The sequence below is a fragment of the Aquabacter sp. L1I39 genome, assembly GCF_017742835.1.
GTDB lineage: Bacteria > Pseudomonadota > Alphaproteobacteria > Rhizobiales > Xanthobacteraceae > L1I39.
This window is the reverse complement of the sequence record NZ_CP072392.1, coordinates 3,332,846-3,354,760: the sequence shown is the minus strand read 5'-3', so window position 1 is coordinate 3,354,760 and position 21,915 is coordinate 3,332,846. Positions and strand designations below refer to the sequence as shown.

The 21,915-nt window shown below is 68.1% G+C and carries 24 protein-coding genes; 16 read left to right on the top strand and 8 right to left on the bottom strand.

Going from position 1 to position 21,915, the window contains the following annotated elements; genetic code table 11:
- Positions 1 to 117: 117 nt before the first annotated feature.
- Positions 118 to 1,668, top strand: coding sequence for a phospholipase D-like domain-containing protein (locus tag J5J86_RS15195; RefSeq protein ID WP_247657625.1), 1,551 nt, complete (start codon positions 118 to 120; stop codon positions 1,666 to 1,668).
- A 9-nt stretch (positions 1,669 to 1,677) separates the two neighbouring features.
- On the opposite strand, the gene J5J86_RS15190 is transcribed toward J5J86_RS15195, so the two are convergent.
- From J5J86_RS15190 to J5J86_RS15180, 3 genes are all read right to left on the bottom strand, one after another.
- Entirely contained in the window at positions 1,678 to 2,658 is a 981-nt protein-coding gene (locus J5J86_RS15190) for a UPF0104 family protein (protein WP_342449085.1), read from the bottom strand.
- Positions 2,655 to 3,506 carry an endonuclease/exonuclease/phosphatase family protein gene (locus J5J86_RS15185; RefSeq protein WP_209099434.1) on the bottom strand — a complete coding sequence of 284 codons (852 nt, stop codon included), beginning with the start codon at positions 3,504 to 3,506 and terminating at the stop codon, positions 2,655 to 2,657. The genes J5J86_RS15190 and J5J86_RS15185 overlap by 4 nt, the downstream gene beginning before the upstream one ends.
- A gap of 84 nt (positions 3,507 to 3,590) precedes the next feature.
- Complete coding sequence (locus J5J86_RS15180) at positions 3,591 to 4,067, bottom strand: hypothetical protein (protein WP_209099432.1); 477 nt, start codon at positions 4,065 to 4,067, stop codon at positions 3,591 to 3,593.
- Positions 4,068 to 4,353: 286 nt separating this feature from the next.
- On the opposite strand from J5J86_RS15180, the gene J5J86_RS15175 reads away from it, so the two are divergent.
- From J5J86_RS15175 to J5J86_RS15135, 9 genes are read left to right on the top strand one after another with little or no spacing between them, the layout of a single operon-like run.
- Complete coding sequence (locus J5J86_RS15175) at positions 4,354 to 4,629, top strand: hypothetical protein (protein ID WP_209099430.1); 276 nt, start codon at positions 4,354 to 4,356, stop codon at positions 4,627 to 4,629.
- Positions 4,630 to 4,640: 11 nt separating this feature from the next.
- On the top strand, positions 4,641 to 5,741 hold the full coding sequence (locus J5J86_RS15170; RefSeq protein ID WP_209099428.1) for an NAD-dependent epimerase/dehydratase family protein: 1,101 nt from the start codon (positions 4,641 to 4,643) through the stop codon (positions 5,739 to 5,741).
- Positions 5,738 to 6,829 carry an SDR family NAD(P)-dependent oxidoreductase gene (locus J5J86_RS15165; RefSeq protein ID WP_209099426.1) on the top strand — a complete coding sequence of 364 codons (1,092 nt, stop codon included), beginning with the start codon at positions 5,738 to 5,740 and terminating at the stop codon, positions 6,827 to 6,829. Before J5J86_RS15170 ends, J5J86_RS15165 begins: the two co-directional genes overlap by 4 nt.
- Before the next feature lie 3 nt (positions 6,830 to 6,832).
- Positions 6,833 to 8,128, top strand: coding sequence for a TIGR04295 family B12-binding domain-containing radical SAM protein (locus J5J86_RS15160; protein WP_209099424.1), 1,296 nt, complete (start codon positions 6,833 to 6,835; stop codon positions 8,126 to 8,128).
- Positions 8,110 to 9,240: a glycosyltransferase family 4 protein gene (locus J5J86_RS15155; RefSeq protein WP_209099422.1), complete on the top strand. Its 1,131-nt coding sequence runs from the start codon at positions 8,110 to 8,112 to the stop codon at positions 9,238 to 9,240. Before J5J86_RS15160 ends, J5J86_RS15155 begins: the two co-directional genes overlap by 19 nt.
- Positions 9,237 to 10,346 (top strand): CgeB family protein, encoded by a 1,110-nt coding sequence (locus tag J5J86_RS15150; RefSeq protein WP_209099420.1) that lies wholly within the window; start codon positions 9,237 to 9,239, stop codon positions 10,344 to 10,346. Before J5J86_RS15155 ends, J5J86_RS15150 begins: the two co-directional genes overlap by 4 nt.
- A complete protein-coding gene (locus J5J86_RS15145; RefSeq protein WP_209099418.1) occupies positions 10,343 to 11,437 on the top strand; it encodes a CgeB family protein in 1,095 nt (364 codons plus the stop codon). The genes J5J86_RS15150 and J5J86_RS15145 overlap by 4 nt, the downstream gene beginning before the upstream one ends.
- Positions 11,434 to 12,519: a CgeB family protein gene (locus J5J86_RS15140; protein WP_209099416.1), complete on the top strand. Its 1,086-nt coding sequence runs from the start codon at positions 11,434 to 11,436 to the stop codon at positions 12,517 to 12,519. Before J5J86_RS15145 ends, J5J86_RS15140 begins: the two co-directional genes overlap by 4 nt.
- Positions 12,520 to 12,562: 43 nt before the next feature.
- The gene (locus J5J86_RS15135) at positions 12,563 to 13,618 is read left to right on the top strand and encodes a UDP-glucuronic acid decarboxylase family protein (protein ID WP_209099415.1); all 1,056 of its coding nucleotides are present in this window, start codon (positions 12,563 to 12,565) and stop codon (positions 13,616 to 13,618) included.
- A 40-nt stretch (positions 13,619 to 13,658) separates the two neighbouring features.
- Here J5J86_RS15135 and J5J86_RS15130 read toward each other — a convergent pair whose 3' ends face one another.
- Genes J5J86_RS15130 through J5J86_RS15115 form a run of 4 tightly spaced genes read right to left on the bottom strand, consistent with a single transcriptional unit; the run spans position 13,659 to position 17,087 of the window.
- Complete coding sequence (locus J5J86_RS15130) at positions 13,659 to 14,591, bottom strand: beta-xylosidase (RefSeq protein ID WP_209099413.1); 933 nt, start codon at positions 14,589 to 14,591, stop codon at positions 13,659 to 13,661.
- Positions 14,588 to 15,346, bottom strand: a complete 759-nt coding sequence (locus J5J86_RS15125; RefSeq protein ID WP_209099411.1) for a TIGR04290 family methyltransferase — start codon at positions 15,344 to 15,346, stop codon at positions 14,588 to 14,590. The genes J5J86_RS15130 and J5J86_RS15125 overlap by 4 nt, the downstream gene beginning before the upstream one ends.
- A gap of 23 nt (positions 15,347 to 15,369) precedes the next feature.
- The gene (locus tag J5J86_RS15120) at positions 15,370 to 15,966 is read right to left on the bottom strand and encodes a histidine phosphatase family protein (RefSeq protein WP_209099409.1); all 597 of its coding nucleotides are present in this window, start codon (positions 15,964 to 15,966) and stop codon (positions 15,370 to 15,372) included.
- Positions 15,963 to 17,087, bottom strand: coding sequence for an inositol-3-phosphate synthase (locus J5J86_RS15115; protein ID WP_446698619.1), 1,125 nt, complete (start codon positions 17,085 to 17,087; stop codon positions 15,963 to 15,965). Before J5J86_RS15115 ends, J5J86_RS15120 begins: the two co-directional genes overlap by 4 nt.
- Positions 17,088 to 17,364: 277 nt before the next feature.
- Here J5J86_RS15115 and J5J86_RS15110 point away from each other — a divergent pair, with 277 nt between their 5' ends.
- Positions 17,365 to 17,664: a hypothetical protein gene (locus J5J86_RS15110; RefSeq protein ID WP_209099406.1), complete on the top strand. Its 300-nt coding sequence runs from the start codon at positions 17,365 to 17,367 to the stop codon at positions 17,662 to 17,664.
- Positions 17,665 to 17,693: 29 nt separating this feature from the next.
- On the opposite strand, the gene J5J86_RS15105 is transcribed toward J5J86_RS15110, so the two are convergent.
- Complete coding sequence (locus tag J5J86_RS15105) at positions 17,694 to 18,020, bottom strand: hypothetical protein (protein ID WP_209099404.1); 327 nt, start codon at positions 18,018 to 18,020, stop codon at positions 17,694 to 17,696.
- A gap of 170 nt (positions 18,021 to 18,190) precedes the next feature.
- On the opposite strand from J5J86_RS15105, the gene J5J86_RS15100 reads away from it, so the two are divergent.
- The 5 genes from J5J86_RS15100 to J5J86_RS15080 all read left to right on the top strand — a co-directional run bounded on the left by J5J86_RS15100 (position 18,191) and on the right by J5J86_RS15080 (position 21,905).
- Positions 18,191 to 19,354, top strand: a complete 1,164-nt coding sequence (locus tag J5J86_RS15100) for a DNA topoisomerase IB (RefSeq protein ID WP_209099402.1) — start codon at positions 18,191 to 18,193, stop codon at positions 19,352 to 19,354.
- Between the two features lie 123 nt (positions 19,355 to 19,477).
- Positions 19,478 to 19,639 carry a hypothetical protein gene (locus tag J5J86_RS15095; protein ID WP_209099400.1) on the top strand — a complete coding sequence of 54 codons (162 nt, stop codon included), beginning with the start codon at positions 19,478 to 19,480 and terminating at the stop codon, positions 19,637 to 19,639.
- 120 nt (positions 19,640 to 19,759) lie between these two features.
- On the top strand, positions 19,760 to 19,948 hold the full coding sequence (locus J5J86_RS15090; RefSeq protein WP_209099398.1) for a DUF948 domain-containing protein: 189 nt from the start codon (positions 19,760 to 19,762) through the stop codon (positions 19,946 to 19,948).
- A 198-nt stretch (positions 19,949 to 20,146) separates the two neighbouring features.
- Complete coding sequence (locus tag J5J86_RS15085; RefSeq protein ID WP_209099396.1) at positions 20,147 to 21,187, top strand: DUF3182 family protein; 1,041 nt, start codon at positions 20,147 to 20,149, stop codon at positions 21,185 to 21,187.
- Positions 21,177 to 21,905, top strand: coding sequence for an alpha/beta hydrolase family protein (locus tag J5J86_RS15080; protein WP_209099394.1), 729 nt, complete (start codon positions 21,177 to 21,179; stop codon positions 21,903 to 21,905). Before J5J86_RS15085 ends, J5J86_RS15080 begins: the two co-directional genes overlap by 11 nt.
- Positions 21,906 to 21,915: the final 10 nt, after the last annotated feature.

Sequence of the window (21,915 nt, the reverse complement as noted above, 5' to 3'; positions counted from 1 at the left end):
GAAGAAAGGACAAAAGCGCGGTTTAAGTTCCCGGCAGGTGTCACCGCCGGGGTTCAGGAACGGAACGGGGCCGGCCGGCATTGAGAGGGAAACTCTCGATGAACGGAGCGGATGTCCGTGGCCGCGTCTTCCTCCTTGAACATGTGGAACACCTCGCTGGGCCTGAAACGGCAAAGCGCCTGCGCGGGCGCGTCAAACCCTGTCGGTGCTGCGCCGACGGGTGCGCACGCCAGCGCCCTCTTCCGTGAAGATCGCAATTGCTCGCGCATCAGCATGGCCCGCCGCGCGCAGGTCCTGGTGGATGGGCGCGCCTATTTCGCAGCCCTCTATGATGCGCTTCACGCGGCCCGCCATTCCATCCTGGTGGTGGGGTGGGATTTTGACGGCCGCATCCGCCTGCGCCCGGACGACCCGCAACGCTGCGAGACGCTGGGCGAGGTACTGCGCCGACAGGTGGAGCGGCACCCCGATCTTCATGTGCGCGTGCTGGTATGGAGTTCCGCCGTCCTCCATGGCCCGAGCGCGCCGGCGGGGCTGCTCCTGGGAGAGGCGTGGCAGGATCATCCGCGCATCAGCCTGCGGCTGGATACCACACACCCCGCCTATGCCGCCCACCACCAGAAGATCGTTTGCCTTGACGGCGCACTGGCCTTCACCGGCGGCATGGACCTCACGGTGGATCGCTGGGACACCTGCGCCCATCATCCGGACGATCCCCATCGCCGCCAGCCGGACGGCACGCCGTTCGGCCCCGTGCATGATGTGATGCTGATGCTGGACGGCCCGGCGGCGGCCGACGTGTGCGCTCTCGCCAATGAACGCTGGTCCGCCTTTACCGGGGAGGAGATCACCCTCCCCTGCCGCGCCGGCGACCCGACCCTCTGGCCGCAGGATGCTGTGCCCGGTGACGCCGTGCCCGGTTTCGAGGACATCACGCTTGGCCTTGCGCGCTCGCTGCCCGCCTGGAAGAACCGGGAGCGCATCGCGGAGGCGCCGCGCCTCTTGACCGATGTGCTGCGCGCCGCCCGCCGCAGCCTCTATATCGAGGCGCAATATCTCACCGCCCACCATGTGGCCGAGCTTCTGGAGCGCCGGCTGATGGAACATGACGGACCCGAAATCGTGGCGGTGGTGAGCGATACCACCCATTCCTGGTTCGAGCGCGCGATCATGGGCACCAACCGCGACCGCCTGCTGCGGCGGCTCGCGCGCGCAGACCGGTACGACCGGCTGCGCGTATTCCATCCGGTGGTGGACGGGCGGGACGGGCCGTGCGACATCCTCGTCCACGCCAAGCTCATGGTGGCGGATGACCGTTATCTCTGGATGGGCTCGTCCAATCTGAACAACCGCTCCGTGGGTCTCGACAGCGAATTCGACGTGACGCTGGAAGCGAGCCGGGAGGATCAGTCTGCGGCCGTGGCAGGCATCCGCAATGCCCTTCTGGCGGAGCATCTGGGCGCGACGCCGGAGCGTGTCGCCATGCATCTGGAAGCGACCGGTTCGCTGATCCGCGCGGTCGATCTGCTGAATGGCGGTCCCCGCCGCCTCCGCCCCTTCCAGGCCCCGCGCCGCGACGGTCCGACCGAGCCCATCCCCGGCACGAAGATCCTCGATCCCGTGGCACCCTTCTCCTGGTCCCGCCTATGGGCAAAGCTGTTCGGGTGAGAGGCGCCGTCAGCGCGCCTTTCGCTTTTCCACCACTTCCGTGATCCCCAGCAGCGCAAGGCCGAGCAGGAGGGGCGCCAGGAAATAAACGAAGCGGAAGACCAGGAGCGGGCCGATCAGGTCCTGTCCCGGCAACACATGCTGGACCACCGTTTCTACCACCCCGAGTCCGCCCGGCACATGGGTGATGAGCGTGGCGGTATTGGCTGCCACATAGGCGGAGGCGACGGCGGGATAGGACACCTCCGCCACATGGGTGAGCGCCTGGTGCAGGCAGGCCGCCACCAGCGCAAAATTCACCGTGCCCACGATGATCTGCGCCAGGGCGAGCCCCGCTTTGGGCCGCCGCAGCCGCCAGAAGGTGCGCCGGGCGAACCGCTCCGGCACCATTGCCCAGGCGAGATAGGCGAGTGGCACGAGGATGCCGGCAAGGCCCAATGTCCTGAGGGTGGCTTCCGGCAGGCGCAGCAGGCTCTGGGCGGTGGCAGGATCGGCCATCATGGAGATGCCCGCCAGCATGGACAGGCCCAGCCCCACCGTGACCCCGCAGAAAAGCACGATCTGCGCCACGTCGCCGGCGCCCAGGCCCCAGCGGGAATAGAAGCGGTAGCGAATGGCCCCCGAGCTGAGGCCCGCAAAGCCGATGGAATGGCCCAGAGACAGGCTCGCGAACGAGGCGAGCGCCGCCTGCCGGTAGGGGAGTGGCCGCTCGATCCAGCGCAAGGCGAGATAGTCGAAGAAAGTGAGGCAGACATAGCTTGCCGCCGCAAACCCGGCCGCCAACCCAAGGCGCCACCCCCGCACCGCGGTCACGGCCGCCACGATTTCCTCGAAGCTGTAGCGGCTCAGGGCATGCCACAGAAGCCCCACGCCCAGCAGCGCGGCTGCCAGGAAGAAGCCCAGTTGGAAGATGCGGCTCGCGGCGATGGCATGCATGCGGGCCAGCAGGCCCCCGCTCCGGCGGGTCGCGGCAGGATGGGCGGTGCTCATAGCGTGGTCTCGCTGACGGGAACGGGGCCGATGGGGGCGGACAGTTCGGGCGCTCCACGCTCCGGGTCCGTCGCGGCGCGCAGGCTGAGATCGACCATCAGCGGCAGATGATCCGAGGCGAGGCGGGTGGCGCGACCGCTGACAACCTCGCAGCCTTCCACCCGCAGATCGCCGCGCAGGAACACATGGTCGATGCGCAGGAGCGGCCAGCGGCTCGGGAAGGTGGCGGCCGGAGGCCGGCCATCCGCCCGCTGAGCGTCGCGCAACTGGGTGGCGAGCAGGCGATAAGCCGCGGACGCCGGGCGGGCATTGAAGTCCCCCAGCAGGACCGCCGGACCCCGGCACAGGGGGTGACCGAGCCAGTCCGGCCCGAGAAGGGCCCGCGCCTGATCGAGGCGTTCGCGCGGCAGGAGGCCGAAATGAGCGTTCAACACCTGCACGGGCTGGCCGGCCACGTCCACCTCCACCCAAAGGGCCCCCCGCGGCTCCACCCAGCGGCGCCCGCGCGGACCCGGCAAGGGTCCGGCCCTCACGAGGCGCATGGGATGAAGGGACAGGATGGCATCGCCATAAAGCTCCTCCAGCACCCGAATGGCGGGGTGGAAATGGTGGGACATCCGCAGTTCCGCGGCGATGGCGAGCGCCTGGTCAATGGCGCCGCTGCGCAGGCGGTTCACGTCCAGTTCCTGGAGCGCGACCACGTCGGCCCGCGTCCTGGCGATCACCTGCGCGATCCGCTCCGGGGCGTAGCGGCCATCGAGCCCCAGGCAGCGGCGCACATTGTAGGTGACGACCCGCAGGCGCGGGGGCTCATGCGGCGAGGTGGGAGGCGTGACAACGGACGTCATGCCTTCTCAACGCCGGCGGCCGCGGTGAAGATCCAGGGCGGCGTCCGCGTGGGCCACCGATCCTCTCCTCGGGCGCGACCCAAGTCAGGCCAGTTCGAGCATGCGCAGAAACATCTGCAGTCGCATGGCAGCGAAGCTGACATCGTCAGGATCGCCGGTGCGGGCCGCCAGCACCAGGAGGTCTGCACATTCCTGAAGAGCCGCGGAGTGCGAGAGGGTGAAATATCGCCCCGAGACCAGGTTGCCCGCATCCCGCAGCGTGCGGATCTCCAGATTCTCCGCCGAGGCGATGCGGATGCGCACCGGGAGCGGTGCATCCCAATGGGCCTGCGGCGCATCGGGGGCCGCGATGACGTCGCACCCATCGCGCCGCGCGAGCGGGCTGTCGCGCACCTCCGCGGGGCGGTCGCCCCCCACCTCCCCAGTGGAGCCTCCGCCTTGGTTGTGAAGGGCATGATCGAAGTCCCCCCGCAGCGCCTCGTGCTGCAAGAGGGGCGGATTGTGCTGGTCCTCCAGGTTCTGCCGGAGATCGTCGGGATAGGCCGTGTGTCTGTCGTCCATGGCTGTGGTCCTGCCGCTCGCGGATGGTTCGCTCTCAACGCCCGAACACGCCAATAGGTCCGATGCGAACGCTCACCCCTGCTTCAGCGGCGCAGAGGACGGCAACGGCAAGCCCAAGATAAAACTTGAACAGAACATTAAAGACTAGACTCACTTCCGATTACTACCGCAACGCTCACAATGCATCGCCAAGCCTAAGTAAACTCTGCAGTTAAATACAGCATTTGTCGGAACCATCTTTGTAGCCGCTGGTTGACCCTCCGCATGCCCGAGATCGGAGGTCCCCATGTCCCCAGGCAAGACACCCGAAGGCGAGACAACCGAACGTACGGCAACCACCGACCACGCCCGCATCGGCACGCCGGACGGTGGCGGGCTCATGCGCCTCGCTTTCGGCGACGCCGACGAAAGCCTGGAAGAGGTGTCCCTGGAAGAGGGGTCCCCGGAAGAGGTGTCCTGGGACGATGTCTTCGACACGTTCGAGCGCAGCGCGCTGGCCTTTCTCTACCAGGAAGCGAGTGAAAGCCGCTTCAACACGTTCATCCGGCGCAACTCCAACTGAACCGGCACCCCATGGCGAACATCCTCATCACCGGCGGTGCCGGCTTCATCGGCAGCCATCTGGCGCGTGCGCTCGTTGAGCGGGGCGACACGGTGCGCCTTTTCGATTCCCTCATTCCCCAGGTCCACGGCGCCGGCAGCCCAGCCCTGCCGCCCGAAGCCGAACTCATGATCGGCGATGTGCGCGATCCCGTGCATGTGGGAAAGGCGATCCAGGGCATGGATGCGGTGATCCATCTCGCGGCCGAAGTGGGCGTCGGCCAGAGCATGTATGCCATTGACCGCTACGTGGCCGTGAACGATCTCGGCACCGCCGTGCTGTTCCAGGCGCTGATCGAGAATCCCGTGCGGCGGGTGATCGTGGCCTCGTCCATGAGCATCTATGGGGAAGGCCTCTACCGCGACGCGGACGGCGCGCCGGTGGAAAATGCGGTGCGCAGCACCAGCGGCCCCGGCAGGTGGGACCTGGTGGATAGCGCCGGCCTCCCGCTCACCGCCGCGCCGACGCCCGAATGGAAGCGCCCCAACCTCGCCTCGGTCTATGCCCTCACCAAATATGTGCAGGAATGCCTGACGCTGAATGTCTGTGCCGCCTATGGCATGGAGGGCGTCGCCCTGCGGCTGTTCAACGTCTATGGCCCCGGCCAGGCGCTCTCCAACCCCTATACGGGTGTGCTGGCCATCTTCGCTTCCCGTCTTCTCAATGGGCGTCCCCCGCTCGTATTCGAGGATGGCCACCAGAGGCGTGATTTCGTCCATGTGTCGGACGTGGCCCGCGCCTTCGTCGCCGCCTTGGATGCCCCGGCGGCGGTGGGCGGGGTCTATAATGTCGGCAGCGGGAAGGACCGCTCCGTGCTGCAGGTGGCGCAAGCCCTTGCCGTCGCCATGGGGCGGCCAGACATCGATCCGCAGGTCACCGGCCAGTCCCGCACCGGCGACATTCGTCACTGCTTTGCAGATATTGCCAAGGCGCGCGCGGACCTTGGCTATGCACCGCGCGTCGCCTTTGAAGCGGGTGTGGCGGAATTGGTAGACTGGCTCGCCGCCCAGAATGCCGTGGACAGCGCCGAAGAGGCCCGCCGCGAGCTGGAAACGCGGGGGCTGGTGGCATGACGCCCGCACCCGCCCTGCGGCGAATCCGCCCCGTCCTCGTCACCGGCGGCGCCGGCTTCATCGGCGCCAACCTGGCCCAGCGCCTCGCGCGGGATGGCGAGCATGTGCTGGTGCTGGACAGCCTCGCCCGCCCCGGCGTCGAGGCCAATGTGGACTGGCTGAAGGCCGTTCATGCCACGCGGATCAGCTTCGTGAAGGCCGATATCCGGGACTTCCAGACCTGCGCCGATGCAGTGGCCGATGCCACCGCCATTTTTCATTTCGCCGCCCAGGTGGCGGTCACCACGGCCCTGAATGCCCCGCTTGAGGATTTCGCGGTCAATGCGGCCGGCACGCTCGGCCTGCTGGAAGCCGTTCGCATCCGTGCGCCGCAGACCCCCTTGGTGTTTGCCAGCACCAACAAGGTGTATGGCGCGCTCTCCGATCTGCCCCTCACCCTCGCCGACGGCGCCTACGCGCCGCGCGATCTCGACATCGCCCGCTTCGGCATCGGCGAGGCGCGGGCGCTGGATTTCCACACCCCCTATGGCTGCTCCAAGGGGACGGCGGACCAGTATGTGCTCGACTATGCCCGCACCTTCGGCCTCAAGGCCGCGGTCATGCGCATGAGCTGCATCTACGGCCCCCGCCAGATGGGGACGGAAGACCAGGGATGGGTGGCCCATTTCCTCCGGCGCATCGCCTCGGGCGAGGCCGTCACGCTGTTCGGTGACGGCCATCAGGTGCGCGACGTCCTCTATGTGGAGGATGCGGTGGATGCCTATCTGGCGGCCCGCGCCCGCATCGATCAGGTGACGGGTCGGGCCTTCAATCTCGGGGGCGGCCCTTCCAACGCGGTCACGCTGCGCCATGTCATCGCCCATGCGGAACAGGTGCTGGGACGACAGGCCCGCCTGGAGCTCCAGCCGTGGCGCACCGGCGACCAGCGCTATTATGTGAGCGACACGCGCACGGTCCGCGCGGCGCTTGGCCTTCCGGCGCCGCTCGACTGGCGGGAAGGCGTCGCGCGGCTCGCTCAATGGATCGGCGAGGCCGGTCACCAGCCCCCGACGGACAAAGCCCTCATCGCCCAGCCCATGGAGGCGTGACCCATGCGCGTCGCTCTGGTCAATCCGCCTTGGCGCTATGACCATTCCATCTATTTTGGCTGCCGCGCGCCCCATCTGCCGCTGGAGCTGGGATCGGCGAAGGTGCTGCTGGAACAGGCCGGCCATGAGGTGCTGATCTGCGACGGGCAGCTCAGTGGCAAGGACGATGCAGGGCTCGTGGCGGAGGTGGCTGCCTTCGGTGCGGACATGAGCGTGGTTACCACCGCGCCCACCTATCTCTTCTGGCGCTGTGCGCCGCCTGAATTGCGGGTGCCCCGGGCCTTCCTGGATGCGCTGGGCGATCAGGGTGGCCGCACGGTGGCGGTGGGTCCGCACGGCTCAGTCACGCCTGGGGCGACGCTGAACAAGCTGGGCGTGGACCTTGTGGTACGCGGGGAATGCGAGGAAGCGCTTGTCGAGCTTGCGGACGGTCACGCGCCTGCAACCATTTCGGGCCTGGCCTTCCGCACGGACGGCGGTTTAACCCTCACCGGTGGCCCCCGGGCCACGCGCTTCAAGGACCTTCCCGCCCTGGCCTGGCCCGATGCCTGGATCGAAGGCCATCATCACCATCACCACCGCTTCGAGGCCGAGCCCGACGGGCCGGGCGCGGAAGTGGAGGCCTCGCGCGGCTGCCCCTATCACTGCAGCTTCTGCGCCAAGATCGACTTCCGCGACGCCTATCGTCGGCGCGACCTGCCGCCGCTGCTGGACGAAATCGACCGCCTCATCGCCCAGGGGGTCACCTATTTCTACTTCATCGACGAAATCTTCCTGCCTCAGAAGCCGCTTCTGGAAGCACTGGAAGCCCGTCAGGTGCCCTTCGGTATTCAGACCCGCATTGACCTGTGGAAGCCCGACATGCTTGACCTCCTGGGCGCGGCGCGCTGCGTGTCCATCGAGGCGGGCGTTGAAAGCCTGACCCTGGAAGGGCGCGCCCTGCTGGACAAGAATTGCCGCCTGACCACCGACGAACTGGCCGAGCGCCTCATCCATGCCCGCCGGCGCGTGCCCTTCGTGCAGGCCAATCTCATCGAAATGCCCGCGGACGATGATGCTCTGGTGGCGGAGTGGCGCGAGAAGCTGCAGCGGGCGGGCGTGTGGGCCAATGATCCCGTCCCGCTCTATCCCTATCCCTCCTCCCCCGATTATCGGCGCCTTTTCGGCGAGCCCGACGAGGCGGCCTGGGAGCGGGCGCACGCTTACTATCTCGCCCAGTTCTCCAGCCTCAGCGACATCCAGGAAGAGCACCCCCTCCCCTTGCCGGACCTGGAGGCCGCATGCGCCCATTGCCGCTGAACCTCCTTCTGACTGCCGATGCGGTGGGCGGGGTCTTCACCTATGCGCTCGATCTGGCGCGAGGCCTCGCCCCCCTTGGAGTACGCACCACGCTCGTGATGCTGGGGCCGGCCATGGCACCGCACCAGCAAGCGACCGCACGCGCCGTGCACGACGTTCAGGTGGTGGAGACCGGCCTGCCGCTGGACTGGCTGGCATCGACCCCCGACCAGATCCTGGCCGCGGCGGAGCAGGTCTCCAGCCTCGCCTTTGCGCACCATGCGGACCTCGTCCATCTCAATACCCCGGCCCTGGCCTTGGGCGACTATCCCTGCCCGGTGACGGTGGGGCTGCATTCCTGCCTCGCCAGTTGGTGGGGCACCGTGGAGGACGGCCCGCTGCCGCAGGACTTCGTCTGGCGCACCCAATTGATGGCAGAGGCGCTTTCCCGAGCGGACGCCGTGCTGTGCCCCACCCATGCCTTCGCCACGTCCGTGCTGGCGCTTTACGGCGCCTCGCCCGTGGTGGTGCATAATGGCCGCGCCGCGCCGCGCGCACCCTTGCCGCAGATCGCCCCGGAGGCGACCTTCGCCTTCTCCACCGGCCGGCTGTGGGATCGTGGCAAGAATGCCCATACGCTCGATGCCGCAGCCGCGCAGATGGACGTGCCGCTCCTGCTGGCGGGTCCGACCGTGAGCCCCCAGGGCGATGCGGTGCGCCTCGGCCATGCCATGGCGCTTGGGGCGCTCGACGAGCCGGCGGTGCGCGCGCATCTCGCCCGACGGCCCGTCTTCGTCTCGGCCGCGCTCTACGAGCCGTTCGGCCTCGGCGTGCTGGAAGCCGCGCAGGCGGGGTGCCCGCTGGTGCTCTCCGACATTCCCACCTTCCGCGAGCTCTGGCATGGCGCCGCTCTGTTCGTGCCGCCGCGCGACGCGGAGGGCTTTGCCGCCGCTGTGAATGCAGTCGCCGCCGATGAGAGGCTGCGCCGGGCCCTGGGCCAAGCGGCGGAGCGGCGGGCGGGGGCCTATGACGCGCAGGTCATGGCCGCGGCCACGGCCGACCTGTATCGCGCCCTGCTGCTGCGCTCCAGCACCCCCCTCGACCCGTCCAGCCTCACCGGAACCCTCGCATGAAGATCGTCTATTTCAGCCATTCGCTGCTCTCCTGCTGGAACCACGGCAATGCCCATTTCCTGCGCGGCGTGCTGCGGGAGCTGGCGCTCGACGGACACGAGGTGCGCCCCCTGGAGCCAGTGGGCTCCTGGAGCCTCAAAAGCCTTCTGGAAGACCATGGGGAGGACGGCCTCTCCCCCTTCCGCGCGGCCTATCCGGAACTGGCGCCGGCACGCTGGGAGAGCGAAGAGGACATGGAGGCCGCCCTTTCCGGGGCCGACCTCGTCATCGTTCATGAATGGAACGACCCTGCGCTCGTAGCCGATCTCGGCCGGCGGCGGGCACAAGGCGCCCGCTTCCTGCTTCTGTTCCACGACACCCACCACCGGGCCGTGAGCGACCCGGAGGCCATCCGCGCCTTCGATCTTTCCGGATATGACGGCGTGCTCGCGTTCGGCGAAGCGCTGGCGGAGGTCTATCGCCGCTGGGGCTGGAGCAATCGCGTCTTTGTCTGGCACGAGGCGGCGGACGTGCGCCATTTCCATCCGCCGCAGGAGGAGACGGTCCGGGATGGCGTGGTCTGGATCGGTAATTTCGGCGAGGGGGAGCGGAGCCAGGAGATCGAAGATTTTCTTTTGAAGCCTGCGGCGCGCGCAGGCCTGCCGCTGACCATCTATGGGGTTCGTTATCCTGCTGCGGCGCTGGCGCGGCTCGACGCGCATGGCGCGCGCTATGCCGGCTGGCTCGCCAATGCCCGAGTTCCCGAGGTGTTCGCCCGGCACCTGGCCACGGTCCATGTGCCCCGGCGCTATTATGCCTCGGTGCTGCCGGGCATCCCCACGATCCGGGTGTTCGAGGCCCTGGCCTGCGGCATCCCCCTGGTGAGCGCGCCCTGGGAGGATGCGGAGCATCTGTTCACGCCGGGCGCGGACTATCTGGTGGGCGAGGACACACAGGCCTGCGCCCGCCACCTCACCGCGCTGAAGGCCGACCCCGACCTGCGCGCGCACCTGGCCGCCCATGGCCTTGCCACCATCCAGGCGCGGCACACCTGCGCCCACCGGGCGGCCGAACTGCTCGCCGTCGTCCGCAGCCTGTCCGCCACCCCACAGGAGAGCGCCGCATGAAGATCGCCTTCTACGGATCGAGCCTCCTGTCCTCCTACTGGAACGGGGCCGCAACCTATTATCGCGGCATCATCAAGGGCTTGGCGGGCCTCGGCCATGACGTGACCTTCTATGAGCCCGACGCGTTTGATCGCCAGCAGCACCGCGACATGGAACCGCCGGACTGGGCCAAGGTGGTGGTCTATCCCGCCACCCAGGACGGCCTTCAAAGGGTCGTGGCGCGGGCGGGCGATGCCGATGTGGTGGTCAAGGCGAGTGGCGTCGGGGTCTTCGACGACGCATTGCTGGAGGGCGTCGTCGCCGCCGCGCGTCCCGGCGCCCTGCGCCTGTTCTGGGACGTGGATGCCCCCGCGACCCTCGCGGCCCTGCGGGCCTCGCCGGGCCATCCGCTGCTGCGCCTGCTTCCGGCGCTCGACCTGGTGCTCACCTATGGCGGCGGGCCGCCAGTGGTGGAGGCCTATGGCCATCTCGGCGCCCACCGGTGCGAACCGGTCTATAACGCCCTCGACCCGGACACCCATCACCGGGTAGCGCCCGATCCGCGCTTTGCCTGCGATCTGGCCTTCCTCGGCAATCGCCTGCCGGACCGGGAGGCGCGGGTGACCCAGTTCTTCCTCATGCCGGCGGCCCGCCTGCGGGAGACATCCTTCCTGCTGGGCGGCAATGGCTGGGACGACCGGGCGATGCCGAACAATGTCCGCAAGATCGGCCATGTCTATACGCGCGACCACAATGCGCTCAACTCCTCCGCCCGCACGGTGCTGAACATTGCCCGCGACAGCATGGCCGCGACCGGCTTTTCGCCGGCCACGCGCGTCTTCGAGGCGGCGGGCGCCGAGGCCTGCCTCATCACCGATGCCTGGATCGGCCTCGATCTCTTCCTCACCCCCGGCGAGGAAGTGCTGGTGGCCCGCGACGGCATGGATGTGGCCGAGCACCTGTCCACCCTCACGCCCGCCCGCGCCCGCGCCATCGGCGAGGCCGCCGGACGCCGCATCCGGGCGGAGCACACCTATCAGAAGCGCGCCGCGCAGGTGGACGCCATCCTGAGGGATGCCATGGCCGAGCGGCGGGAAAGGGTGCCGGCATGAGCTATGACCTCGTGGTCCTCGGCCTCAGCCTTTCGTCCTCCTGGGGCAATGGCCATGCCACCACCTATCGCGCCCTGCTGAAGGCCTATGCGCGCGCGGGACGCCGCATCCTATTCCTGGAGCGCGAGCAGCCCTGGTATGCCGCCCATCGCGACCTGCCAGCGCCGGATTTCTGCACGCTGGCCTTCTATGACAGCCTGGACGACCTCACCCGCCACGGCCCGGCCATCGCCGGGGCGCGGGCGGTGATGGTCGGCTCTTATGTGCCGGACGGGCTGGCGGTCGCCCGCATGGTGCTTGGCCATGCCCAAGGCGTGACCGCCTTCTATGATATCGACACGCCGGTGACGCTCGCCACGCTGGAGCGGGGCGCCTGCGCCTATCTCAGCGCCGATCTCATTCCCGGCTTCGACCTTTATCTGTCCTTCACCGGCGGCCCGACGCTGGAGCGGCTGGAACGGGTGTTCGGCGCCAGGCGGGCACGCGCCCTTTATTGCGCCGTGGACCCGGAGGCTTACCGTCCGCTGGACATCCTGCCACTCTATGACCTCGGCTATCTCGGCACCTATGCGCCCGACCGCCAGCCGGCCCTGGAGCGCCTTCTCCTCGCCCCCGCCCGCGCCGCCCCGGACTTGACCTTCGCCGTCGCCGGCTCGCAATATCCGGCCGACATCACTTGGCCGGACAATGTCATGCACCTCGACCACGTGCCGCCGGGGGAGCACGCCGCCTTCTATGCCGCCGGCCGCTTCACCCTCAATCTGACGCGGGCGGACATGGTGAAGGCCGGCTTCAGCCCCAGCGTGCGCCTGTTCGAGGCGGGCGCCTGCGGCACCCCCATTATTTCCGATCCCTGGCCCGGCCTTGAGACCCTGTTCTCACCCGTCACCGAGATCCTGATCGCCCGCGACACCTCCGATGTCCTGCGCACCCTGCACCTGATGGAAGAACCCGAGCGCAAGGCCATCGGGGCGCGGGGACGCACGCGGGTGCTGGCCGCCCATACCGCCGCCCACCGGGCGGAGGAGCTCGACCGCCACATCGCCGCCGCTGCCCTGGAAGGCGCGGCAGTTTCCGCCTGATCCACCGCCCTGCGGCCGCGCGCCGAGGGAGAAAGGAAGCGCCATGGTCCATGCAGACGAGACCGTCGCACTGATCGCCGGCGGCGCGGGCTTCATCGGCTCCCATCTTACGGACGCTCTTCTGGCCCGTGGCTGCCGGGTGCTGTGCCTCGACAATTTCCTGACCGGGCGCCACGAGAATCTGCGCCATCTGGAGCACGAGCCCCGCTTCGACATCATTGAGGCGGATGTCACCGATCCCCTGCCGGCGCGCCTCCTGCGGCGGAGCGGCCGCCTTGCTTATGTGTTCAACCTGGCCTGCGCCGCTTCTCCGCGCCACTATCAGGCCAATCCCGAGCACACGCTGATGACCTGCGTGCTGGGCACCCACCAGTTACTCGCCTTGGCCCAGCAGCACGGCGCCCGCTTCCTGCTGGCCTCCACCAGCGAGGTCTATGGCGATCCGGAAGTGCATCCCCAGCAGGAGAGCTATTGGGGCCACGTGAACCCCACCGGCCCGCGCGCCTGCTATGACGAGGGCAAGCGGGCGGCGGAAACGCTGACCTTCGACTATCTGCGCGCCCGCCGCGGCGATGCGCGGGTCGCCCGTATCTTCAACACCTATGGCCCGCGCATGCGCGCCGATGACGGGCGCCTGGTCTCGAACGCCGTCACCCAGGCGCTCTCGGGGGACGACATCACCATCTATGGCAGCGGCGATCAGACGCGGTCCTTCTGCTATGTGGACGACCTGGTGGACGGCCTGCTCCGCCTGATGCTGCACACGCACGACTATCGCGGCGCCATCAATCTGGGCAATCCGGCCGAGCTGACGGTGAAGGAACTGGCGGAAGAGGTGGTGCGTCTCACGGGCTCCCGCTCGATCGTTTCCTACCGGCCGCTGCCCGTGGATGATCCCCGCCGCCGCCGGCCCGACATCACCCTGGCGCGGCAGGTGCTCGGCTGGAAGCCGCAGGTGCTGTTGGCGCAGGGGCTGCGGCATACCATCGACCATTTCGCCAGCACGGCCCTGGGACTGGCGGCCGCACCACTCACCCGCCGCCGGATCGCGCAGGCGCGGACCACCTCGTCGAACAACCTGCCGGCCTCGCCGGCATGAAAGGCGGGCGCGCTCGGGATAGGACGCCGCCCCGCCAGCCTCAGAGGGAGGGAATGGCGAAAAGGGACGGCGGACGCAACGCCCGCGCCGGGGCATAGCGGCGGATCATCCGCCCGCAAAAGTCCGCGAACTCCTCGGCCACTGCCGGGGGGCTGGTGTGGTGGGGCGCAAGCCCCCGGCTTTCCGGCGTGAAGCAGAAGGTGACCGTCACGTCAAACGGCTCCAGGGCCTCCATCATGCGATCATAGAAGGCTTCCGCACCGGGCCTCAGACTGTCGGCCCATGACAGGCCGGTGCGCAGGTGACGGACCCCCAGGCGCCTCATCCACTCTACCGCATCATCAAGACGCGGGTCCTCCAAATGGAACCATTGCACCAGGCCGAACGCATGGGCGTGGCGCGCGAACACATCCAGCGCCGGCTTCGGCGTGCCATCGGCGCGGATGAGGCCCATGTGGAAATGCCGATAATAGGAGGAGCCTTCCGCCTCCTTGTGCCGCGTGGTGGCGCCCCAGGCCTGCGGGAGGTCGAACAGCGAATACCAGTGAAGGCGCGGCGCGGCGCCGACCAGCAACTCTGCGGTGCGCTGAAGACCCCAGGCCTGCACCTCGTCCGCGCCGAAGCTGGAGACGCCCACCTCGCTCACCCACACCGGCAGATGCGTGACCTCCGCGATCTCCGCGATGCGGGTCGGCCACGCGTCGATCTGCCAGAGATTCCAATCCAGGGGAAAACCGTGCACAGCTACCGCGTCCACATGGTCGAGCACGCCGCGCGCCTGCATGTTGCGCATGAAGCCGGGATCGATGGGGGAAATGCCGCCCAGCACGCGCGTGATGTGAGAATTCTCGGCGGCGATGGCATCGCCCGCCAGACTCGCCATGCGGGCAAAGAGGGTCCAGTCGGGGTCCAGTTCGGGGTCCCAATGGGATTTGTTGTTCGGCTCGTTCCAGATCATCGCCGCTTCGATCATGCCTGCCCTCCTCGCGCCGGATAGACCGCGCCTTCGCCCGCGGGCGCACCGCCGCGACGGCACAGATAGACCTCCTCCTCTGGATGGCCGACGATCTCGAAGCCGGAGGAGCGCAGCATGGCCTCGATGCCGGCGCGATTGGGCACCCACCAATTGGTGGGATCGCCGGCATAGCGATGCTCGATGAAATGAAGGCGGGGATAGTCGTCCCGCTCAAACGGCGCGGTCGCGGAGAAGGGCGCGTCCGCCGGCACCGGGGCCACCGCCGCGCTTCCGCGCAGCATGCACTGGAACACCATCAGGTCTCCCACCACATGCTCGCGCACCAGATCGAGCGCCAGCAGGGGATGGCGGAGGTGATAGAGCACCCCCATGAACAGGACCATGTCGAAGCGCCGACCGAGCCGCGCCACGTCATAGACGGACATCTTCTCAAAGGCGACATCAAGACCCGTCACCTCGGCCGCGAAGCGCGCCTGCGCCAGATAGGCTTCGTCGAAATCGATGCCCAGAACGCTCTGCGCGCCCCGCCGCTTCATTTCCAGGCTGTAGAAGCCGCCATTGCAGCCGATGTCCAGCACCGTGCGGCCCGACAGATCGGCGGGAATGGCCTGCGCAAAGTGGCGCCACTTCATGCGCGGATAGTCGCCGAGAAAATGGTTCGGCGCCGTCAGGACGCCGTTGAGCTCGAGATTGTGGAACCAGGGGCCGAGGGCGGTGACCCGGTTGCGTATCTCCTCGCTGGACAGGCTCATGGCGTGTGCATCCTCCTTGGCCGTCACCAGACAACGTCATTGAGGCCCACCAGCCGATAGCCCTGCGGGCCGGTCTCCAGGCGGGTGATGGAAGCGGGCGCGATGTCGAACCGCCACCAAGCATCGAGGGGCAAGGCGAGCACGTGGCACACCGCTGCCTTGATCACATCCGCATGGGTCACGAGGGCGAAGGGCGCGGCGCTGGCGTGCCGCGCCACCTGGTCGAGATGGTCGACCACACGTGCCTGCACCTGCCCCATGCTTTCGCCGGCGGGGGTGCGGGCGGTGGCGCGCTCCGCATTCCAGCGGCAGAAGTCGGGGTCGCGGTTCAGCGTCTCGAAATCGTGCCCGGACCAGCGTCCGAAATCGATCTCATCGAGCGCCGCGGCCATGATGGGGTCGGGCAGGGCAGAGGCCTCCGCGATGGCGCCGGCGGTCTCGCGGGTGCGCTCGCGCGGGCTGCAATGGACGCGCTCAAGCCCCTCCCCCTTCAGCCGCGCCGCCAGACGCTGCGCCTGGGCGCGGCCCGCCTCCCCGAGATGCACGCCCGGCATGCGCCCGGCGAGGAACTTCCCCACGTTGTCGTGGGCGGCGTGGCGCACCAGCAGGATGACGCTCACGCCGGGCGCCTCAGCGGCACCGGCATCTGGTCGGCGCCAGCGATGAAGCGCTGGGTCCGCTCGCGCGCCTCGGCGTCGGTGAACTGCTCGGGCGGGGATTTCATGAAATAGCTGGATGGCCCAACGAGAGCCCCGCCTATGCCCCGATCCAAAGCCAGCTTCACGCAGCGCACCGCATCGATGACGATGCCGGCGGAGTTAGGCGAATCCCACACCTCCAGCTTCACCTCGGCGGAGAGCGGCACGCCGCCGAAGGCGGTACCCTCCAGGCGGATGAAAGCGATCTTGCGGTCGGTGAGCCAGGGCACATAGTCGCTTGGCCCCACATGCACGTCGCCCTCCGGCAAGGGCTGCGGGCACTGGCTGGTCACGGCCTGCGTCTTGGAAATCTTCTTGGAGGCGAGCCGATCGCGCTCCAGCATGTTCTGGAAATCCGCATTGCCACCCACATTGAGCTGGTAGGTGCGGTCGAGCCGCACGCCGCGCTCGGAAAAGAGGGTGGCGAGCATGCGGTGAACGATGGTGGCGCCCACCTGGCTCTTGATATCGTCGCCGATGATGGGCAGCCCCCGCGCCTCGAAGCGTGCCCGCCATTCCGGCCGCGACGCGATGAAGACGGGCAGGCAGTTCACGACGCCGCATCCGGCTTCAAGCGCCTGTTCCATATACCATTCCGCCGCCCGCTCGGAGCCCACCGGCAGGTAGCAGACCATCACGTCCGCGCCGCTCTCGCGCAGCACGTGCGCGACATTGCAGGGTGGCTCGGGCGCCTCTTTTATGAGATCGGTCATGTAGCGACCGATGCCATCCAGGGTCGGGCCCCGGGAGACGGTGACGCCGAGAGGGGGAACGTCGGCAAAGACATGGGTGTTGTTGGGCGGCGCGTGGATGGCCGCGCTCACGTCGCGCCCTACCTTGGCAGCGGACACGTCGAAGGCGGCGCAGATCTCGATGTCCCCGACCTCGTAGCCTCCGAGATCGGCGGTCATCAGGCCCGGTATGGAGGCGCCCGCGCTGGCGGTGCGGTAGTGGACGAGCCCCTGGACCAGGGAGGAGGCACAATTGCCGACGCCAACAAGGGCCACGCGCAGTTTGTCAGCGCTCACTTTTCCACTCCGCATTCCGGCACAGGCCAACCGCCGCGCGCCCTTGGAGGCCCGCGTGCGACCGGTCGCATGCCTCTGACGCATTGAACATGGACCGGATCCCCGCAGGTCCCGCTTCGGCGCGACAGGGGAAAACGGACCCGGCGACGGGAGGATCAACAAAGGTCTCAATCTTCACCGCCGGGTGAAGTTCCAATCATTCTTGGTTTGGCAATGATATTTGGAACCCTACGGCATCGTCTCCGTTTGGTTCTGATTACCCAATGCATGTTTCGGAAGGACGGAGCCGCTGATGAATACAGCCAACCTGCAGCTCGAGGGCCTGCTCCTGGCCATATCGCGCCTGCTGGAGACCGCTCGGCGGAAGGGACTTCTGACGCAGCAGGAGATCGAGACCGCGCTGCAGGAGGCGGACCTGGCGGCGCGGCAGGAGACGCAAGCGCGCAACCTCTCTCCGGCACAGGCGGAAGGCGTACGGTTTCCCATCCGTTTTCTTCTTGCGGCCACCAACCTCGCCGCAGGCAGCGCACCGACCTTTGGAGACACCGCCGCTTTGGTGGGCGAGCAGAAGGACGGCCGTCAGCGGCGCTGAGGGGGCCGCGACACGTCCTTGCGGTGCGCTCAGCCGGCAAGTGTCGCCACGGCGATGCCGAACACCAGAATGCCCGCAGCGATCAAGCCCCAGGTGCGCCAGCTGGGCGGTGCGGTCGCGGGGGCGCGATTGTCCTCCTCGCTTTCGGGCTCATAGAGCTCGCCCATGGACGTGTCGCCGTCGGCGATGCGGTCGCCCTTTTCCGGCGGTCCGTCCACGCGCGGCGGCAGGCCAGCGGCCTCGTCGTCGGTGCCAAGCGGAGCGGCGGCCGGGTCGGAATAGCGGATCTTGTCGCGTGTCTCGCCGCTGTCCACGGCATGGCGCACGCGCGGCGCGGGATTGGGCGTTTCGGTCATGGGTCGATTCCTTTTCTAGCGACAAAAGGGGAATGCCGGCTTGTAGCTTCCCGTTCCCCCGCCGGGCAGGAACAGGCGCGCCAGCGGCGCGTTGCTCTGCCACGGGGGAGGATCAGCCGGCCCGATTTTCCGCAGGCGCATCGCTCCATCCCGAAGGATGATGCCGTCCGATGCCCTTGCACCCTGCTTCCCTTTCCGCCCGGCCCGAACGCCCCGCCCTGCCATCCACCGTCACACCCAGCAGCCCCGCACAGCGGAAGCCGCCGGTGGCCAATCCGACACCCAGCAAGCCGACGTCGCGCAAGGCGCGGGCGCGCACCACGGCCCAGCTTGCCCGCGCGGCGGGCCTCGTCATGGTGCGGCGAGACACGCTGAACATCACCCGGCGCCGCTGCGGGCGGGGCTATCGCTATTTCGATGGCACGGGAAAGCCCATCACCGACAAGGACCTGATTTCGCGGCTCGCCGCCCTTGCGGTGCCGCCCGCCTATGCGGATGTGCGCTTCGCGTCCCATCCGCGCGCCCATCTCCAGGCGGTCGGGCGCGATGCGGCAGGGCGGGTGCAATATCGCTATCACCCCGATTGGGAAGCGGTGCGCGGCCAGTTGAAGGCTGAACGGCTCGCCCGTTTCGCCGAGGCCCTGCCCCGCATCCGCCGACGCGTCGCCCGCGACCTCTCAGCCCCGGTGGGGTCCCGTCTGCTGGCTCTGGCGGGCGTGGTGGAACTGGTGACCCTCACCGCCATCCGGCCGGGCGAGGAAGCCTATGCCAGGGAGCGCGGCACGCGCGGCGCAGCGACGCTGCTGAAATCCAACCTGCGGCACAAGCCGCAGGGCCTGGAGCTGAGCTTCCAGGCCAAGGGCGGCCGGAAGGTGGTCTGCGCCATCGCAGATCCCCGCTTCCTGTCCCTGGTGGCGGCCTTGCGCCAATTGCCGGGGCGGCGTCTGTTCCAGTATCGCAACGCCCAAGACGAGGTGCGGCCGGTGCGGGCGGGGGATGTGAATGCCTATCTCAAGCAGGTGTCCGGCATCCCGGTCTCGCTCAAGGATTTCCGCACCCTGGTCGCTTCCGCAAGGGTGCTGGAGGAATTGGCCGTCCGGGAGCCGGCAGCCAGCGACCGGCGGCGCAATGCGCAAATCCTGGAGGCGGTGCGCATCGCCGCCGAAACCCTGCACAACACGCCGGCCATCTGCCGCAAGAGCTATGTCCTGCCGGCGGTGGTGGAGGCGTTCGAGGACGGCACGCTGAGCCGCTTTTCGCAATTTCTGAAGCGCTACCGCTCGCCCATGCGCCGCGCGACGCTGCTCGCCACGCTGATCCGCGAAAGCACCTGAGGCGCGCCGACCTGGACGGCGCAACGCACCCCGCGCGCAGGAACCAAGCCGCCCCCCTCCCGTTGCCTCGGTAGCAAGCCGACGCACCGCCGCAACGCTGGCGGCCCAAACGGAGGAACTCTTATGAACTGGTCTGAGGCCAGCGACGCAGCAGCGGGCATCTACTTTTTCGGCGTGGTGGGCGGGGCCGCCATTCTCCTGGGCTTCATCATCTATGGCGCCTGGCAGCGCCGTCGCCGCCGGCAGGAAACCGGGCGCCGTTTGCCCGGTGAAGACGCAAGCTGACGTCCCGCGCACGGCGCGCTCCGCTCGCCATGGTCCGGGCGGGCGTGGATTAGACCCCAAAGAAACCCAGGCACCCAGTCCGCCGGATCCGGCGGCACGGCACGGGGAAAGGCAAGGAACATGAACCTCAAGAACATCATCATCGCGGCCGCCTTTCTCGTCTTCGTGCTGGGGATGATCATGGCTCTCATCCCCACCACGCGCACCATCGACCCGTCTCCCGAACGCGCGCCCGCGCCGTCTGACCCGGCCATGCCCGCCCAGTCCTCGGCGCCCGCCGAGCCTGGCAATGCGCCGGTGCGCCAGTGAGGTCGGGTGCGTGGCGCGCAGCATGAAGGCAGGGGGAACGCACAGGGAAGCCCCGCGTTGACCCTGCGATCAGGAGACCGCGCAATGCGCCCCACCCCTTGGACAAGCCCCTTCATGCCGAGCCGGAGCCAGGACAAAAGCCCTCTTTTCCCCTCACCCGAAGGAGGCCGGCGCATCGTCCACCACCCGTCGGGGGGATTGAACCAGTCTGGCCATCGCAGCCGCAGCATCGCCGCTCTCGCCCAAGCTCTCGCGCCTCTGGCCGGGCGCGGCCTGCGCAAGGGCGAGCGGTACCTCGTCCCCGATCTGACCCTGGGCGCTGCGGAGGCCGAACGGCTCGGCGTCTTGGACGAAGACGATCTGTTCGGCGGCGTTGTGCCCCATGATGTGGTGGCGGGAAAAGCCATCGTGCACCCCCTGCCCAGTCCCGGCTGCGCCCATCCGAAGGGGTGGAGCGCGGACTTCGCTCAGGCCGTGATGGCGCACGCCTTGCCAGGCTTTTCCGCCTTCACCAATGGCGACGCGCGCACCGCGCTCTATCGCCTTCTGGCCCACGGCCCCGTGCGTCTGAAGCCGGGCTGGGCGGATGGCGGATTGCAGCAGCATGTGGTGCATGACGCGCTGGACGCGGAAGCCATCATTTCGCGCCTGCCGCAGGACAGCCTTGCCGCGAGCGGTCTGGTGCTGGAGACCAACCTTTCGGACGTCACCACCTTCTCGGTGGGGCGGGTGCGCATCGGCGGCCATGAGATCGCCTATGTGGGCACCCAGCACGCGACGCAGGACAATGACGGCAACCTCGCCTATGGCGGCTCGCGCCTTCTGTGCGCCCGGGGCGGCTTCTCCGCCTTTGCCCGCGCCACCCTTTCCCCTCAGATGGCCCAGGCGCTGGAACAGGCTCGCGTCTTCGATGCGGCGGCAGACCACCATTTTTCGGGCTTCTTCGCCTCGCGCCGGAACTATGACGTGGCCATCGGCCGCGATGCGCGCGGCACTTTGCGGTCAGGCGTTTTGGAACAGAGCTGGCGCATCGGCGGCGCCAGCGGCGCCGAGATCGCGGCCTTGCGGGCCTTCGCCGGCGATGACGACCTGCGCTTCGTCGTCGCCTCCTGTCATGAAGTCTATGGGCGCGCCGAAAGCCCGCCTGAAGAGGCCGATGTCTATTACGATGCTGACGACCCCGAAGTCGGAACCCTCACAAAATACGCGCTCGTCGAATCCCGATCCCATGCGGAGTGAGAAGGTCCAGTTCATGGCCGGGGAGGAGATGGTGGACGGCACCTTCGCGGTACCGGCCACCGGCGTTCCCGGCATCCTCTTCCTGCATGGCTGGTCCGGCAGCCAGGAAAGCGACCTGCGGCGGGCGGCCGAGATTTCGGCGCTGGGCTGCATGTGCCTGACCTTCGACCTGCGCGGACACGCCGCCACCCGCGAAATGCGCGATACAGTGACGCCGCGGCAGAATTTCGAGGACGCACTCGCCGCCTATGATCTCCTCGTCTCGCAGCCGGGCGTCGACCAGCGCGCCATCGCCGTGATCGGCTCGAGCTATGGCGCCTATCTCGCCCCTCTTCTCTCAGAGGTGCGTCCCGTGCGCTGGATGTCGCTGCGCGTGCCCGCCATCTATCGCGACAAGCATTGGGATCGGCCCAAGGGAAAGATCGACCGCATCGACCTCAACCTCTTCCGCTCGCAGGAGATTTCACCGCGCGAGAACCGCGCGTTGGGGGCTTGCGCGAAGTTTCGCGGTGATGTGCTGATCGTCGAGTCCGAGAGCGACGATTATATCCCCCACCCGACCATCGCCAATTACATCTCCGCCTGCCGGAAGGTGCGCTCCCTCACCTACCGGATCATTTCCGGCGCGGACCATGGCCTGTCGGATGAGCGCAGCCGCGCCGCCTATACCCGGCTCCTGGTGAACTGGATCAAGGAAATGGTAATCGGCGCGCGGTGATCACATTGTG

Bases quoted from the DNA above. Each gene is read 5' to 3' on its own strand.
- J5J86_RS15115 (WP_446698619.1), bottom strand. From the start codon at position 17,087: ATGCGGAGTGGAAAAGTGAGCGCTGACAAACTGCGCGTGGCCCTTGTT.
- J5J86_RS15175 (WP_209099430.1), top strand. From the start codon at position 4,354: ATGTCCCCAGGCAAGACACCCGAAGGCGAGACAACCGAACGTACGGCA.
- J5J86_RS15125 (WP_209099411.1), bottom strand. From the start codon at position 15,346: ATGAGCCTGTCCAGCGAGGAGATACGCAACCGGGTCACCGCCCTCGGC.
- J5J86_RS15165 (WP_209099426.1), top strand. From the start codon at position 5,738: ATGACGCCCGCACCCGCCCTGCGGCGAATCCGCCCCGTCCTCGTCACC.
- J5J86_RS15150 (WP_209099420.1), top strand. From the start codon at position 9,237: ATGAAGATCGTCTATTTCAGCCATTCGCTGCTCTCCTGCTGGAACCAC.
- J5J86_RS15090 (WP_209099398.1), top strand. From the start codon at position 19,760: ATGAACCTCAAGAACATCATCATCGCGGCCGCCTTTCTCGTCTTCGTG.
- J5J86_RS15160 (WP_209099424.1), top strand. From the start codon at position 6,833: ATGCGCGTCGCTCTGGTCAATCCGCCTTGGCGCTATGACCATTCCATC.
- J5J86_RS15105 (WP_209099404.1), bottom strand. From the start codon at position 18,020: ATGACCGAAACGCCCAATCCCGCGCCGCGCGTGCGCCATGCCGTGGAC.
- J5J86_RS15080 (WP_209099394.1), top strand. From the start codon at position 21,177: ATGCGGAGTGAGAAGGTCCAGTTCATGGCCGGGGAGGAGATGGTGGAC.
- J5J86_RS15140 (WP_209099416.1), top strand. From the start codon at position 11,434: ATGAGCTATGACCTCGTGGTCCTCGGCCTCAGCCTTTCGTCCTCCTGG.
- J5J86_RS15095 (WP_209099400.1), top strand. From the start codon at position 19,478: ATGAACTGGTCTGAGGCCAGCGACGCAGCAGCGGGCATCTACTTTTTC.
- J5J86_RS15185 (WP_209099434.1), bottom strand. From the start codon at position 3,506: ATGACGTCCGTTGTCACGCCTCCCACCTCGCCGCATGAGCCCCCGCGC.
- J5J86_RS15145 (WP_209099418.1), top strand. From the start codon at position 10,343: ATGAAGATCGCCTTCTACGGATCGAGCCTCCTGTCCTCCTACTGGAAC.
- J5J86_RS15130 (WP_209099413.1), bottom strand. From the start codon at position 14,591: ATGATCGAAGCGGCGATGATCTGGAACGAGCCGAACAACAAATCCCAT.
- J5J86_RS15100 (WP_209099402.1), top strand. From the start codon at position 18,191: ATGCCCTTGCACCCTGCTTCCCTTTCCGCCCGGCCCGAACGCCCCGCC.
- J5J86_RS15155 (WP_209099422.1), top strand. From the start codon at position 8,110: ATGCGCCCATTGCCGCTGAACCTCCTTCTGACTGCCGATGCGGTGGGC.
- J5J86_RS15180 (WP_209099432.1), bottom strand. From the start codon at position 4,067: ATGGACGACAGACACACGGCCTATCCCGACGATCTCCGGCAGAACCTG.
- J5J86_RS15135 (WP_209099415.1), top strand. From the start codon at position 12,563: ATGGTCCATGCAGACGAGACCGTCGCACTGATCGCCGGCGGCGCGGGC.
- J5J86_RS15110 (WP_209099406.1), top strand. From the start codon at position 17,365: ATGAATACAGCCAACCTGCAGCTCGAGGGCCTGCTCCTGGCCATATCG.
- J5J86_RS15170 (WP_209099428.1), top strand. From the start codon at position 4,641: ATGGCGAACATCCTCATCACCGGCGGTGCCGGCTTCATCGGCAGCCAT.
- J5J86_RS15190 (WP_342449085.1), bottom strand. From the start codon at position 2,658: ATGAGCACCGCCCATCCTGCCGCGACCCGCCGGAGCGGGGGCCTGCTG.